Origin of the sequence: Streptomyces sp. NPDC002490 (assembly GCF_040296045.1) — a bacterium.
Classification (GTDB): domain Bacteria; phylum Actinomycetota; class Actinomycetes; order Streptomycetales; family Streptomycetaceae; genus Streptomyces.
In genome coordinates this window covers 1-13,496 of record NZ_JBEOWM010000014.1, presented here as the reverse complement: position 1 = coordinate 13,496, position 13,496 = coordinate 1, and the positions used below count along the sequence as shown (strand labels likewise).

Sequence of the window (13,496 nt, the reverse complement as noted above, 5' to 3'; positions counted from 1 at the left end):
CAATGCCCTAGGCCGTGTCCGACCCGTGGCGTCGTCCGCCCGAAGGGTGGACGGGCACGTCGGGCCCGGTTCCGGGGTCACCATGGCCCGGCAGCAAGGAGCCCCGCATGACCGCGCCCGTCGTCCACTCGCTGCGCGAACAGATCCGCGAGCACATCGTGGAGGGGATCGTCAGCGGGCGTTGGAAGCCGGGCGAACGGATCGTCGAACGACGGATCGCCACCGAGCTGGAGGTCAGCCAGACGCCGGTGCGGGAGGCGCTGCGGGAGCTGGAGTCGCTGCGGCTGATCGAGTCCTCCCCCAACAAGGGCGTGCGGGTGCGCAACCTCACCGCCGCCGACCTGGAGGAGAGCTACCCCGTGCGGGCCGGTCTGGAGGCGATCGCCGCGGAGCTCGCGGCCGAGCGGCTCGCGGTGGACTGCTCGGCGCTGGAGCCGCACGTCGCGGCGTTGTACGAGGCGGACCGGCACGCGGACGGCACCGGGCAGGTGCGGCACACCGTGGCGTTCCACCGGGAGCTGGTGCGGGCCGCCCGCAACGGGGTGCTGCTGCACACCTGGGAGGGGTTGGGCATCGAGGTGTTCACGGCCCTGTCGATCCGCTGGTTGGGCACCGTCCAGCAGTCCTACGCGGAGGAGCACGAGGCCCTGGTGGCGGCCTTCAAGCGCCACGATCCGGCCATCGCGGAGTTGGTGAAGGCCCATGTGCTCGGCTGTGCGCCCCGCCCCGACGCGGGGCTCTGCGGGCCCTGAGCGCAGCGCACCGGACGGGCCGGTGGGAGCGCTCCGGCAGCACCGGAGGTCATCGACGGCCTCAGGGGGCACGGACGCCTCAGACGGCTCAGACCCCCATGGACCCCGCTCAGATGTGCGAAACAGCCGCTTTCACCTGCGAAAGCAAGGCACCGCATGCCTATGGCCGGGGCACTGGGTGCCTACTTTCTTCATCTGAAGAGGTTTTACCGCCCAAGCCTTTGATCGATCATCGATCAGGGGGTTAGAGTCCCCGTTGGACCTCTACCAGAGTCCCCGCCCTGTCCTGCCAAGACCAAGGGCACCCCGAACCCCTACCGATGAGGGAACCCCTTCGACTCCGGAAGGCGGCGACATGACCGACCCCACCGCAATTCAGCCGAGCGCGCTGGACCAGCTCCCGGACCGCGACCCCGAGGAGACCGCCGAGTGGCAGTCCTCCCTGGACGCCGTGACCAAGGCTGCCGGCCCGCACCGCGCCGCCTATCTGATGCGGCGCACGCTGGAGCGGGCCGAGGGCGCCGGTCTCGCGCTGCCCAAGCTGCTGGAGACCGACTACGTCAACACCATCCCGACCGCCGCCGAGCCCGAGGCCGACGGCGACCCGGAGATGGAGCAGCGCATCACCGCGTGGAACCGCTGGAACGCGGCGGCCATGGTGAGCCGCGGCAGCAAACTCGGCGTCGGCGGCCACATCGCGACCTTCGCGTCGGCCGCCTGGCTCTACGAGACCGGCTTCAACCACTTCTTCCGGGGCAAGGAGGCCGCGGACGCGCCCGGCTCCGGTGACCAGCTCTACATCCAGGGCCACGCCTCCCCCGGCATCTACGCCCGCGCCTTCCTCGACGGGCGCCTCTCCGAGGGCCACCTCGACCGCTTCCGCCAGGAGGCGGGCGGCAGCGGCCTGCCCTCGTACCCGCACCCGCGGCGGCTGCCCTGGCTCTGGGAGTTCCCCACCGTCTCCATGGGCCTCGGCCCGCTCTCCGCGATCTACCAGGCCCGGTTCAACCGGTACCTGACCAGCCGCGGCGTCAAGGACCTCTCCGCCTCGCACGTGTGGGCGTTCCTCGGCGACGGCGAGATGGACGAGCCCGAGTCGACGGCGGCCCTCAACCTCGCCGCTCGCGAGGGGCTGGACAACCTCACCTTCGTGATCAACTGCAACCTCCAGCGCCTCGACGGCCCGGTGCGTGCCAACTTCAAGATCGTGCAGGAGCTGGAGGCCCAGTTCCGCGGCGCGGGCTGGAACGTCGTGAAGTCGCTGTGGGGCTCCGCCTGGGACGAGCTGTTCCAGCTCGACACCACGGGCGCCCTGGTACGACGGCTGCGCGAGGTACCCGACGCGCAGGTGCAGACGTACCAGACGCGCGACGCGGCCTACATCCGCGAGGACTTCTTCGGCAAGGACCCGGCGCTGGTCGAGCTGGCCAAGCTGCTCAGCGACGACAAGATCCTGGAGTGCTTCCACCTCTCGCGCGGCGGCCACGAGCCCCGCAAGGTGTACGCCGCCTACCGGGCCGCCCTGGCGCACAAGGGCGCGCCGACGGTGATCCTGGCGCAGACCGTGAAGGGCTTCACGCTCGGCAAGGGCTTCGCGTCCAAGAACGCGAACCACCAGATGAAGAAGTTGTCCACGGACGAGTTCAAGTGCATGCGGGACCTGCTGGAGCTGCCGATCTCGGACAGCGCCTTCGTCGACGACGTGGTGCCCTACGGCCACCCCGGCGCCGACTCCCCCGAGGTCCGCTACCTCCAGGAGCGCCGCGCGGCGCTCGGCGGCCCGGCCCCGGCCCGCCGCACGCACCCGCTGGCCCCGCTGCCCGCGCCGGCCGAGAAGACGTTCGCGTCCTTCGACAAGGGCTCCGGCACCCAGTCGGTGGCCACCACCATGGCGCTGGTCCGGCTCCTGAAGGACCTGGTCCGGGACAAGGAGACCGGTCACCGCTGGGTGCCGATCGTCCCCGACGAGGCGCGCACCTTCGGCATGGAGTCGCTCTTCCCGTCGCTGGGGATCTACTCCCCCAAGGGCCAGACGTACGAGCCGGTCGACCGCGACCAGCTGATGTACTACCGCGAGGCCACCAACGGCCAGATCCTCAACGAGGGCATCACCGAGGCCGGCTCGATGGCCGACTTCATCGCCGCGAGCACCGCGTACGCGACGCACGGCGAGCCGATGATCCCGCTGTACATCTTCTACTCGATGTTCGGCTGGCAGCGCACCGCGGACCAGATGTGGCAGCTCGGCGACCAGCTCGGCCGGGGCTTCCTGGTCGGCGCCACCGCCGGGCGGACCACGCTCACCGGTGAGGGCCTCCAGCACGCGGACGGCCACTCCCCCGTCATCGCCGCGACCAACCCGGCCGCCCTCAGCTACGACCCCGCGTTCGCCTACGAGGTGGCCGCGATCGTCAAGGAGGGGCTGCGCCGGATGTACGGCGAGGCCGTCGAGGGCGAGGACCGGGACGTCTTCTACTACCTCACGGTCTACAACGAGCCGCTGCCGCAGCCCGCGAAGCCGGCCGGGGCGGACGAGGGCATCGTCAAGGGCCTGTACCGCTTCAACACCGCCGAGTCGGCGGGGCTGACGCCGCCCGCGGGCGCCGCCCGCATCCAGTTGCTGGGCTCCGGCACGGCCATCCACTGGGCGCTGAAGGCCCAGCGGTTGCTGGCCGAGGAGTGGGGCGTCGGCGCGGACGTGTGGTCGGCCACCTCCTGGACCGAGCTGCGGCGCGACGCGCTGGAGGCGGACGCGGCGGTGCTGCGCGGCGAGGAGCGGGTGCCGTTCCTGCGCACCGCGCTCGCCGGTGCGGCCGGCCCCGTGCTCGCGGTCAGCGACTACATGCGGCAGGTGCCGGACCAGATCGCCCAGTGGGTCGAGCAGGACTGGTCCTCGCTGGGCGCCGACGGGTTCGGACTCTCCGACACCCGTGACGCCGCGCGCCGCCACTTCGGCGTCGACGCCGAGTCGATCGTGGTGGCCGCGCTGGCCCAGCTGGCGCGCCGCGGTGAGGTCCCCGCGACCGCGGTCAAGGAGGCCCGCGAGCGGTACGGACTCTGAGCCGGGCGGTGCGGGGCCCGGTGGCCCCGGCCCCCGCACCCGCCGGTCCCCTTCGGGCCCCCGCCTCCGGGCGGGGGCCCTTCGGCGTTCCGACCGGGGGATGATGGGGGGATGCGCGCGGCTCGGCTGATCAGGATGGTGCTGTTGTTGCAGGCTCGGGTGTCGATGACGGCGGCCGAGCTGGCGCGGGAGCTGGAGGTGTCGGAGCGGACCGTGACCCGGGACGCGCAGGCTCTCTCGGCGGCCGGGGTGCCGGTCTACGCGGACCGGGGCCGCACTGGCGGCTACCGGCTGGTGGGCGGGTACCGCACCGGGTTGACGGGGTTGGGGCGCGGGGAGGCGGAGGCGCTGTTCCTGTCGGGGGTGCCGGGTGCGTTGCGGGACATGGGGTTGGCCGACACGGCTTCGACGGCCCGGCTCAAGGTGTCGGCGGCGCTGCTGCCCGCGCTGCGGGGCGCGGCCGGGACCGCGGAGCAGCGGTTCCACCTGGACGCGCCGGGTTGGTTCCACGACGAGCCCGCCCCCGAGCTGTTGGCGCCGGTGGCGGACGCGGTGTGGAACGACCGCCGGATCGCCGTGCGCTACCGGCGGGGCGGGGCCGGTGAGGTGGAGCGGGTGTTGGAGCCGTACGGGCTGGTGCTGAAGGCGGGGGTCTGGTACCTGTGCGCCCGCGTGGACGCCGGCGCGCACCGGGTGTACCGCCTGGACCGGTTCACCGCGGTCGAGGCGGACGGGGGGCGGTTCGTCCGGGACGGGGCCTTCGACCTGCCGGGGTTCTGGGAGCAGCGGGCGGCGCAGTTCGTGCGGGCGCTGTGGCGGACCTCGGTGACCCTGCGGTTGTCGCCGGAGGGGGTGGCGCGACTGCGGTACGCGGTGGGGCCCGCCGCCGAGGAGGCGACGGCGGGCGAGCCGGACGGGGAGGGGTGGGTGACGGTCACCGTGCCGACCGAGTCGGAGGAGGTGGCGTACACCCAGGTCCTGGTGTTGGGCCCGGAGGTGGAGGTGCTGGCGCCGGCCGGGCTGCGGGAGCGGTGTGCCGGGGCGGCGCGCCGGGCCGCGGCGCGCTACCGGTAGTCGGCGACCTCGGGGGCCCCGCCCTCCTTCTCGGCGAGCATGTAGCCCCAGACGTCCGGGCGGGAGCCGTCGAGGTCGGTGACGCCGTACGCGCGGGCGAGGTCGGCGCTGTCGAGGGAGGTGCCGTTCCAGCGGTGGTGCTCGGGGTCGGCGACCAGGGCGGCGAGTCCGCGGGCCAGATAGGTCGGGGACTCGGAGACCGACCAGTGGGGTTGGGCCTCGGTGTTCTCCCGCCAGGTCTCCTCGGTGACGCCGAAGTGGTCCAGCATCTCCTCGGAGCGCAGGAAGCCGGGGGTGACGGCGACGGCGGTGGAGCCGACCGGCGCCAGTTCCTCGCCGAGGATGCGGGCCATCCGGATCGGGGCGTTCTTGGCGAGGTCGTAGTAGAAGTTGCCGCGGTACTCGTCGTTGCTGCGGGCGGTGCCGTCGGTGACCTCGACGAGCAGGGCGCCGGGGTGCCGCACCAGCAGGGGCAGGGCGATGCTGCTGGTGATGACGTGGCTGCGCACCCCCAGGTCCAGGATCCGCAGGCCCCGGTCGAGGTCGATGTCCCACAGCCGGGTGTCGAAGTCGAGCAGGGGGTTGCCGCCCCACATGTCGTTGACGAGCACGTCGAGCCGTCCGTGCTCGCGTTCCACCCGGGCCAGCAGGTCCCGCACCCGGTCGGGCTCCAGGTGGTCGGTGGGGACGGCGGTGCCCGAGCCGCCGGAGCCGGCGTCCCGGGCGGCGGCGTCGACGAGTTCGGCGGTCTCCTCGATGGTCTCGCCGGGTCGGCCCAGTTCGCTGACCTTCTCGCGGGTGGTGCGGCCGGTGGCGTAGACGGTGGCACCGGCCCGGCCCAGTTCCACCGCGATGGCCCGGCCCGCGCCCCGGGTGGCTCCGGCGACCAGGGCGATCCGGCCGCGCAGGGGGGCGGTGCGGGGGCGTGCGGAAGCGGCGTCGTGCGCCGTGGTGTGCGTCATGTGCCAATCGTGGCCGGGAATCCGGACATCCTCCGTCAGGCTTTGCGGACGGATCGGGGATCGGGCCGCAAGGGCGGAACGGGACCGGCTCGGCGTGCGACCGCGGGGCGCAGGGCAGATGCTGGTCCCGTGATGGACGAGACGGAGTTCTGGGAGCTGGTCGACGGCGCGCGCGAGGCCGCCGACGGCGACCCCGAGGAGCAGGCGGACGCGCTGGTCGAGCGGCTGGTCCGGCTGGACCCGGAGTCCGTCCTCGACTTCTCCCGGCACTTCGAGGCCCGCTACCGGCGCGCCTACCGCTGGGACCTGTGGGGCGCCGCCTGCGTGCTGCTGGACGGGGTGAGCGACGACGCCTTCGACTTCTTCCGGTGCTGGCTGATCGGACAGGGTCGGGAGGTGTTCGAGGGGGCCCTGCACGACCCGGACGACCTGGCGGAGCTGTTGGACGGGTTCGACCCGGCGGTGGACGGGGACGCGGAGGAGCTGGGGTACGCGGCGGACGAGGCGTACGAGCGGCTGACCGGGGCCGTCACGCCCGAACTGGGGCTGCCCCCGGCGCCCCCGGAGCCCGCCGGGGTGCCGATGGACTTCGAGGACGACACGGTGCTGGCCCGCTACTACCCGCGGCTGTGGGACCGGTTCGGCCAGTCCGAGGCGTGAGCCGGCGCACGCCGGCCCGGTGTGCTCACAGGGAGCGCCCCATGCACACGTCGTCCACGTACCGTCCGCCGACGAAGAACTCCTCGGGGAGCACCCCTTCGACGGCGAACCCCTCGGAGGCGTAGAGCGCCCGGGCGGGGGCGTTGGGGCCGAGCACCCGCAGGGTGAGCCGCCGCGCCCCCCTGCTGCGGGCCTCCGTCACGGCGGCCCGCAGCAGGGCGCGGCCCGCGCCCAGGCCCCGGGCCTGCTCGGCGACGGCGAGGCCCTGGATCTGCCGGACGTGCGCGTTGGAGGCCAGCGGGGTGGGGAAGCCGAGCTTCAGATAGCCGGCGACCTCCCCGGCGACCTCGACCACCAGGTGGTCCTCGGGGCGGGAGCGCCCGTCGAAGAAGGGCGCGTAGGGCGGTTCCGGAGCCGGGCTGACCGCGTGCAGCGGGGACCAGGCGGCGCGGTCGAGCCGGGCCAGCGCCTCCTCGTCCTCGGCACGGGCGGGACGTACGTGCAGTTCGGGCATGCGGGTCACCCTAGGGGGCAGGGGTGGTGGTGGGGCAGGGGTTTTCCGCCCCGCCGTCACCCGTTCCGGCGCGCCCGGACCCGGGTGCGCGGCTCCGTGTGGTGCACGTTCGGCAGGATGGGGTCATGCAGCCTTCCCGTATCGCCGTGGCCGGGGCCTCGGGGCTCATCGGCTCCGCGCTCGTCCGCTCCTTGACCGCCGACGGCCACCAGGTGGTGCGGCTGGTGCGCCGCCCGCCCCGGGGCCCCGACGAGGTGCGCTGGGACCCGGTGCGCCAGCGGATCGAGCCGCCCGGGCTGCTGGACTGCGAGGCGGTGGTCAACCTGGCCGGGGCGGGGGTCGCCGACCACCGGTGGACCACCTCGTACAAGAAGCAGATCCGGGACAGCCGGGTGCTGGGCACGGTCACCCTCGCCGAGGCCGCCGCCGCCCTGGAGGTGCCGCCGCGGGTGTTCCTCAACGGCAGCGCGGTCGGCTTCTACGGGGACACCGGGGACCGGGTGGTCGACGAGGACGCCCCGCCCGGCAGCGGCTTCCTGCCCTCCCTGACGGTGGAGTGGGAGGAGGCGGCGGCGCCCGCCGAGGAGGCCGGCATCCGTACCGTGTTCGCCCGCACCGGGCTGGTGGTGTCCCGCCACGGCGGTGCCTGGCAACGGTTGTTCCCGCTGTTCAAGACCGGCCTCGGGGGGCGGCTGGGCAGCGGGCGCCACTACTGGAGCTACATCGCGCTGTACGACGAGGTGGCCGCGCTGCGCCATCTGCTGGCCGCGGAGGACCTGTCCGGGCCGGTCAACCTGACCGCACCGGAACCACTGACGAACCGTCAGATCACCGCGGCGATGGGCCGGGTGCTGCACCGGCCGGCGGTGTTCGCGGCCCCCGCGGCGGCGGTGCGCCTGGTGCTGGGCGAGATGGCCACCGACGTGCTGACGAGCACCCGGGCCGTCCCCCGGAAGCTGCTGGAGTCAGGGTTCGCCTTCACCTTCCCGGACGTCGAGGACGCCCTGCGGGCCGCGCTGCGCTGAGCCGCGCCGCCCGGTCGACGGCGCACGGCCGGGCCGCCCCGCCCCCGGGGCGCCTCCGCCGTGCGACCGGCGTGCGTCCGTACCACGGTGTCGCGCGCCCTGCCGGGGGCGGGGCACGGCTCCTACGCTCGACCGGAACTCATGTACGTCACGGCCGTGTCGGGGGCCTGGTGCGCTCGACCGCGCAACCTCGGGGAGGAGCACGTGCTTGAGCCCGCACGTCAAGCGGAGATCGTCGTCGTCGGAGCCGGGGTCGCCGGACTCACCGCCGCCCGACGACTGACCGGGGCGGGGATACCCACCGTGGTCCTGGAGGCGTCCGACCGGCCCGGCGGTCGGATGGCGACCGAGGAGGTCGACGGCTTCCTGCTCGACCGGATCGCCCGACCGCTGTTCACCGCCCACGCCGAACTGCGGCGCACACCGGGGCTGGAGGGGCTGGTGCTGCGCCCGTTCTCACCCGGTGTGCTGGTGCCGGGCGAGGGGCGGCTGCACCGGGTGGGCGAACCCCGTCCCATCCGGCGCGCACGGGGCGCATTCAAGACTGCACGCGCCCTGGCAAGCGCCCCCAGAGGCGGTCCGCGACCGGGGTGGGCGCCCCGGTCGGGCGCCGTGGGGAGCCCGCTGGACCAGGCCCGACTGGGCGCGGCGCTGGCCCGGCTGGCCGACACCCCGGTGGAACGGTTGCTGGCCCGGCCGGAGTGCCCCGCCTCCGAGGCCCTGCCCACCCGGGGCGTCCCGTCCCGGACGGTGGAGGGCTTCGTGCGCCCGCTGTTGGCCGCGCTGTTGTGCGACCCGGAGCTGTCCACGTCCAGCCGGTGCGCCGACCTCGCCCTGCACGCCTTCGCCCGGGGGCGGCTCTGCCTGCCGGAGGGCGGGGCCGGGGCCCTGCCCGACGGCTTGGCCGCCGGGCTGCCGACGGGGACGCTGTGCACCGGGGTGCGGGTCCGTTCGGTGTCGACGAACCGGGTGGTCACCGAGGAGCACGGAGAGATCCGCTGCCGGGCGGTCCTGCTGGCCACCGACGCCCGGTCCGCCGCCCGGCTGCTGCCGGGGCTGCGGGTGCCCGACTTCCACCAGGTGACCGTGGTGCACCACGTGGCCGAGGTGCCTCCGCTCCTGGACCCGGCCTGGGTCCTGGACACCGAGCGGCGCGGTCCGGTGGCCCACACCGCGGTGGTCAGCCGGGTCGATCCGACCCGGGCCCCGGCCGGCCGGTCCCTGGTCTCCTCCACCGTTCTCGGCCCCCCGCCGTCGGACCTGGACCGGGCGGTGCGGGCGCAGTTGGCCGGGCTGTACGGCACCGGGACGGCCCGGTGGGAGCTGCTGTCGGTGCGGCACGTCCCGGACGCGGTGCCCGCGACGCCCGCCCCGCACGACCCGCAGCGGCCGGTGCGGGTCGTGGACGGCCTGTACGTGTGCGGGGACCACCGGGAGACCGGCGGCCCGGCCGGGGCGATCCGGTCCGGGCACCGGGCCGCGGCGGCCGTCCTCGCGGACCTCGCCCCGGAGTCGGCGCACCGGGCGGAGCACCTCGCGGCCTGACCGCCTCCGGGGTCCGGGTCCCGGACCCCGTGGGGGCGGCCGTCAGATCAGTGCGACCTTGTCCCGGTAGCCGCGCGCCTGCGCGGTCTCCCGGTACGGCTCCAGGCGCCGTTCGAAGTCGCGGACGTACTCCAGGGCCCGTACCGAGCGCATGTCGGCGGCCTGCTGCGCGGCCTCCGCGCCCAGGGCGCACGCCTGGTCCAGTTCGCCGAGGCCGAGGCGGGCGCAGGCCAGCACGACCCGGCAGAACAACCGGCTGCGGGCGTACCCGGGCGCCCGCAGTTGGAGGGAGCGCTCGGCGTGCTGGGCCGCGGCCCGGTACTGCTGGAGGTCCCGGTAGCAGTGCCCGAACTCGTCGGCGAGTTGGGCCTCGTCGAAGAACCGGGCCCACTGCGGGGGTTCGTCCCCGGGGCGGGCGGCGTCCAGGGACCGTTCCGCCCGTACCAGCGAGGCGGTGCACGCCCGCACCTCGCCGAGCACCCCGTGCCCGCGCGCCTCGGCGGCGTGCAGCAGGGCCTGGACGGCGTGCGGGGCGGAGGAACCGATGCCCTGTTGGGCGACCCGGGCCAGTTGGACCGCCTCCCGGCCGTGGCCCAGGTAGACGGCCTGCCGGCTCATGGTGATCAGGACGTAGGCGCCGTAGGCCCGGTCACCGGCCGCCTGGGAGAGCCGCAGGGCCTGCACGAAGTACCGCTGGGCGAGCCCGTGGGCACCGATGTCGTACGAGGTCCAGCCGGCCAGCCGGGTCAGCTCGGCGGCGGCGCCGAAGAGCCGCCGCCCGGTCTGCTCGCCGTAGACCCCGCGCAGCATCGGCTCGGCCTCGTGCTCCAGGTACCGGACCAGGGCCTGCCGGGCGTGCCCGCCGCCGTAGGCGTTGTCGAGGGTGCGGAACAGGTCGGCGACGGAGCGCAGGGCGGCGATGTCACCGGCGGTCACCCGGTGGCCGGGGCCGCGCTCGGTGCCGCGCTGTCTGGGGTGGGAGGCGGGTCCGCGGCCCTGGGCCGGGATGCGCAGCCCCGCCGGCACCGCGGGCGCGGGGCCCGCCTCGGGGCGGGCGGGTCGGGGTGCCCCGGAGCCGGTGCGGGCCGCCGGGACGGTGGCCCGCTCGGGCTGCTCGGCGCGTTCGGGGTGCTCGGGGCGCGGTCGGTCGTCGCTGCGCGCCACCCGGTCGTCGGCGCGGCCGATCAGCCAGTCGCGGCTGGGGACCACGAGTCCGGCGGGGGTGAAGGCGATCTTGCGGAGTTCGGCGTGGCTGCCCGAGTCCTTGCGCCACAGCCCGCTGACGATGTCCACCGCCTCTTCGGGGCCCGCGGCGAACTCCAGCCCGGCGTACACCGGGGCGCAGGCGTCGAGGCCCAGGTCCTGGGCGGTGAGTCTGCGTCCGAGGCGCCGGGTGAACACCTCGGCGATGAGCGCGGGCGTGGTTCCGCGGGGTTGCTGCCCGCGGAGCCAACGCGTCACGGACGTCTTGTCGTACCGCAGGTCGAGCCCGTGTTCCAGTCCGAGCTGGTCGACCCGGCGGGCCAGCCCCGCGTTGGAGAACCCTGCCTCCGCGATGAGGGCGGCTAGTTGGCGGTTGGGGGTGCGCTGCGGAGGTCGTTCCGTCATCAGCTGTGCGGTCTCCTGCCTGTCGGGCCACACGTGAGCGGCCCTTACGGCCTTGTGAACGGCGCGAATGTAGCGGGAGAAGTAGCCCGCAACGCCGCCTTCGCCCCGCATTCATCCGATCGTGTGAGGATCGGCTCGACAGCTGACGCGTGGCGACGGGTCGTACAGTGGCGGGGGTGGAGAGGTGGCAATTCCCACCCGAAACGCTCTAGGGAGGCACGTACCGTGAGTGAGCTGCGGTTCGTCCGGCTGGGATTCGGCACGGACGCGGTGGACTACCAGGTGGCCTGGGACGAACAGCGACGGGTGCACGCCGCCCGCTTCGCCGACGAGGTCCCGGACACCTGCCTGCTGCTGGAACACCCGCCCGTCTACACCGCAGGGCGGCGCACCGAGGACAGCGAGCGCCCCCTGGACGGGACCCCGGTGATCGACGTGGACCGGGGCGGAAAGATCACCTGGCACGGCCCCGGGCAGCTGGTCGGCTACCCGATCCTGAAGCTGCCGCGCCCGGTGGACGTCGTGGCGCACGTCCGCCGGCTGGAGGAGGCCCTGATCCGGGTCTGCGCGGAGTTCGGGCTCCGGACCAGCCGGATCGAGGGCCGCAGCGGGGTGTGGATCCTGGGCGACCCGGTGGAGCAGCGCCCCGCGCTCGGCGGGCTCTCCCTCGACTTCGACCCCCGGCTGGCCGACGAGGAGTACGACGCCCGGTTGATGGGCCCCGAGTACGCACCGTCCAACGCGGGCCAGCGCGGCGAGGACCGCAAGATCGCCGCCATCGGCATCCGGGTCGCCAAGGGCGTCACCATGCACGGCTTCTCGCTCAACGTGAACCCCGACAACACCTGGTTCGACCGGATCGTGCCGTGCGGCATCCGGGACGCCGGGGTGGCCTCGCTCGCCGGCGAACTGGGCCGGGAGCTGACCGTCGAGGAGGTGCTGCCGGCGGTGGAGCGCCACCTCGCCGAGGTGCTGGCCGACGCCGTGCCGCTGCCCCGCGAGGTCACCGGGCGCCCGGCCGCGCCGCTGCCGGCCGCCTGACCGGACGGTCCGGTGGGTGTCGCCCGGCGGGTGGGCACCCACCGGAACGCGGCACCCGGTGCCATTTACAGCTATTTCCCCGAAGGGGGGAATGCCTCCCCCGAGGTCGGAGGTTGGCACCGGCAACGGGGCTACATCTTTCGGGCGTACTCTGGTGGACGCCCAAGAATCGAAGCACAGGGAGCCGATGTGTCCGCAGTCGCACCCGACGGACGCAAGATGCTGCGCCTGGAGGTCCGCAACAGCCAGACCCCCATCGAGCGCAAGCCCGAGTGGATCAAGACCCGGGCGAAGATGGGTCCCGAGTACACGAAGATGCTGAACCTCGTGAAGGGCGAGGGGCTGCACACCGTGTGCCAGGAGGCCGGCTGTCCCAACATCTACGAGTGCTGGGAGGACCGCGAGGCCACGTTCCTCATCGGCGGTGACCAGTGCACCCGGCGTTGCGACTTCTGCAACATCGACACCGGCAAGCCGCAGGCCCTCGACCGGGACGAGCCGCGCCGCGTCGGCGAGTCCGTCGTCACCATGGACCTGAACTACGCCACCGTCACCGGCGTCGCCCGCGACGACCTCGCGGACGGCGGCGCCTGGCTGTACGCCGAGACCGTGCGGCAGATCCACGCCATGACCTCCGGGCGGGCGGACGGCCGCACCAAGGTGGAGTTGTTGGTCCCGGACTTCAACGCCGAGCCGGAGGCCCTCGCCGAGGTCTTCTCCTCCCGCCCCGAGGTGCTGGCCCACAACGTCGAGACGGTGCCCCGGATCTTCAAGCGCATCCGCCCCGGCTTCCGCTACGAGCGGTCCCTGAAGGTCATCACCGAGGCCCGCGCCGCCGGCCTGGTCACCAAGTCGAACCTGATCCTCGGCATGGGCGAGACCCGCGAGGAGATCAGCCAGGCCCTGCGCGAGTTGCACGAGGCGGGCTGCGAACTCATCACCATCACCCAGTACCTGCGGCCCTCCGTCCGGCACCACCCGGTGGAACGCTGGGTGAAGCCGCAGGAGTTCGTGGAGCTGAAGCAGGAGGCCGACGAGATCGGCTTCTCCGGCGTGATGTCCGGCCCGCTGGTCCGCTCCTCGTACCGCGCCGGGCGCCTGTACCAGATGGCCGTGGAGAAGCGCGGCGCGTACGTCGCCGCCCAGGCGGTCTGACCCGGGGGTTGCGCCGCCACTCGCAGCCTTGACGCCGACCCGACCCGACCGAAGCGCGCCCGACACCCATCCGGAGGAGCGCACATGCGCGTCACTTCA

General features: G+C 73.9%; 11 protein-coding genes. 8 read left to right on the top strand and 3 right to left on the bottom strand.

What is annotated here, in order from left to right:
* The first annotated feature begins 107 nt into the window (after nucleotides 1-107).
* The 3 genes from ABT092_RS11305 to ABT092_RS11295 all read left to right on the top strand — a co-directional run bounded on the left by ABT092_RS11305 (nucleotide 108) and on the right by ABT092_RS11295 (nucleotide 4,887).
* Nucleotides 108-752 carry a GntR family transcriptional regulator gene (locus tag ABT092_RS11305; protein WP_351242334.1) on the top strand — a complete coding sequence of 215 codons (645 nt, stop codon included), beginning with the start codon at nucleotides 108-110 and terminating at the stop codon, nucleotides 750-752.
* 355 nt (nucleotides 753-1,107) lie between these two features.
* Nucleotides 1,108-3,813: a pyruvate dehydrogenase (acetyl-transferring), homodimeric type gene (gene aceE / locus ABT092_RS11300; RefSeq protein WP_351242332.1), complete on the top strand. Its 2,706-nt coding sequence runs from the start codon at nucleotides 1,108-1,110 to the stop codon at nucleotides 3,811-3,813.
* 111 nt (nucleotides 3,814-3,924) lie between these two features.
* Nucleotides 3,925-4,887 (top strand): helix-turn-helix transcriptional regulator, encoded by a 963-nt coding sequence (locus tag ABT092_RS11295; protein ID WP_351242330.1) that lies wholly within the window; start codon nucleotides 3,925-3,927, stop codon nucleotides 4,885-4,887.
* Here the strand turns inward: ABT092_RS11295 and ABT092_RS11290 are convergent.
* Nucleotides 4,878-5,849, bottom strand: coding sequence for an SDR family oxidoreductase (locus ABT092_RS11290; protein WP_351242328.1), 972 nt, complete (start codon nucleotides 5,847-5,849; stop codon nucleotides 4,878-4,880). The two genes, ABT092_RS11295 and ABT092_RS11290, sit on opposite strands and share 10 nt — an antisense overlap.
* A 132-nt stretch (nucleotides 5,850-5,981) precedes the next feature.
* Here ABT092_RS11290 and ABT092_RS11285 point away from each other — a divergent pair, with 132 nt between their 5' ends.
* A complete protein-coding gene (locus ABT092_RS11285; RefSeq protein ID WP_351242573.1) occupies nucleotides 5,982-6,509 on the top strand; it encodes a DUF4240 domain-containing protein in 528 nt (175 codons plus the stop codon).
* Between the two features lie 25 nt (nucleotides 6,510-6,534).
* Here ABT092_RS11285 and ABT092_RS11280 read toward each other — a convergent pair whose 3' ends face one another.
* Nucleotides 6,535-7,023 (bottom strand): GNAT family N-acetyltransferase, encoded by a 489-nt coding sequence (locus ABT092_RS11280; protein ID WP_351242326.1) that lies wholly within the window; start codon nucleotides 7,021-7,023, stop codon nucleotides 6,535-6,537.
* 125 nt (nucleotides 7,024-7,148) lie between these two features.
* On the opposite strand from ABT092_RS11280, the gene ABT092_RS11275 reads away from it, so the two are divergent.
* Both ABT092_RS11275 and ABT092_RS11270 read left to right on the top strand, forming a co-directional pair.
* Nucleotides 7,149-8,048, top strand: a complete 900-nt coding sequence (locus ABT092_RS11275; protein WP_351242324.1) for a TIGR01777 family oxidoreductase — start codon at nucleotides 7,149-7,151, stop codon at nucleotides 8,046-8,048.
* A 204-nt stretch (nucleotides 8,049-8,252) separates the two neighbouring features.
* Nucleotides 8,253-9,593, top strand: a complete 1,341-nt coding sequence (locus tag ABT092_RS11270) for an NAD(P)/FAD-dependent oxidoreductase (protein ID WP_351242322.1) — start codon at nucleotides 8,253-8,255, stop codon at nucleotides 9,591-9,593.
* 42 nt (nucleotides 9,594-9,635) lie between these two features.
* Here ABT092_RS11270 and ABT092_RS11265 read toward each other — a convergent pair whose 3' ends face one another.
* Nucleotides 9,636-11,201, bottom strand: a complete 1,566-nt coding sequence (locus tag ABT092_RS11265; RefSeq protein ID WP_351242320.1) for an NsdA family TPR-like regulatory protein — start codon at nucleotides 11,199-11,201, stop codon at nucleotides 9,636-9,638.
* Nucleotides 11,202-11,426: 225 nt separating this feature from the next.
* On the opposite strand from ABT092_RS11265, the gene lipB reads away from it, so the two are divergent.
* Both lipB and lipA read left to right on the top strand, forming a co-directional pair.
* Nucleotides 11,427-12,242, top strand: coding sequence for a lipoyl(octanoyl) transferase LipB (lipB, locus tag ABT092_RS11260; RefSeq protein ID WP_351242318.1), 816 nt, complete (start codon nucleotides 11,427-11,429; stop codon nucleotides 12,240-12,242).
* Nucleotides 12,243-12,431: 189 nt separating this feature from the next.
* Nucleotides 12,432-13,397 (top strand): lipoyl synthase, encoded by a 966-nt coding sequence (lipA, locus tag ABT092_RS11255; protein WP_351242316.1) that lies wholly within the window; start codon nucleotides 12,432-12,434, stop codon nucleotides 13,395-13,397.
* Nucleotides 13,398-13,496: the final 99 nt, after the last annotated feature.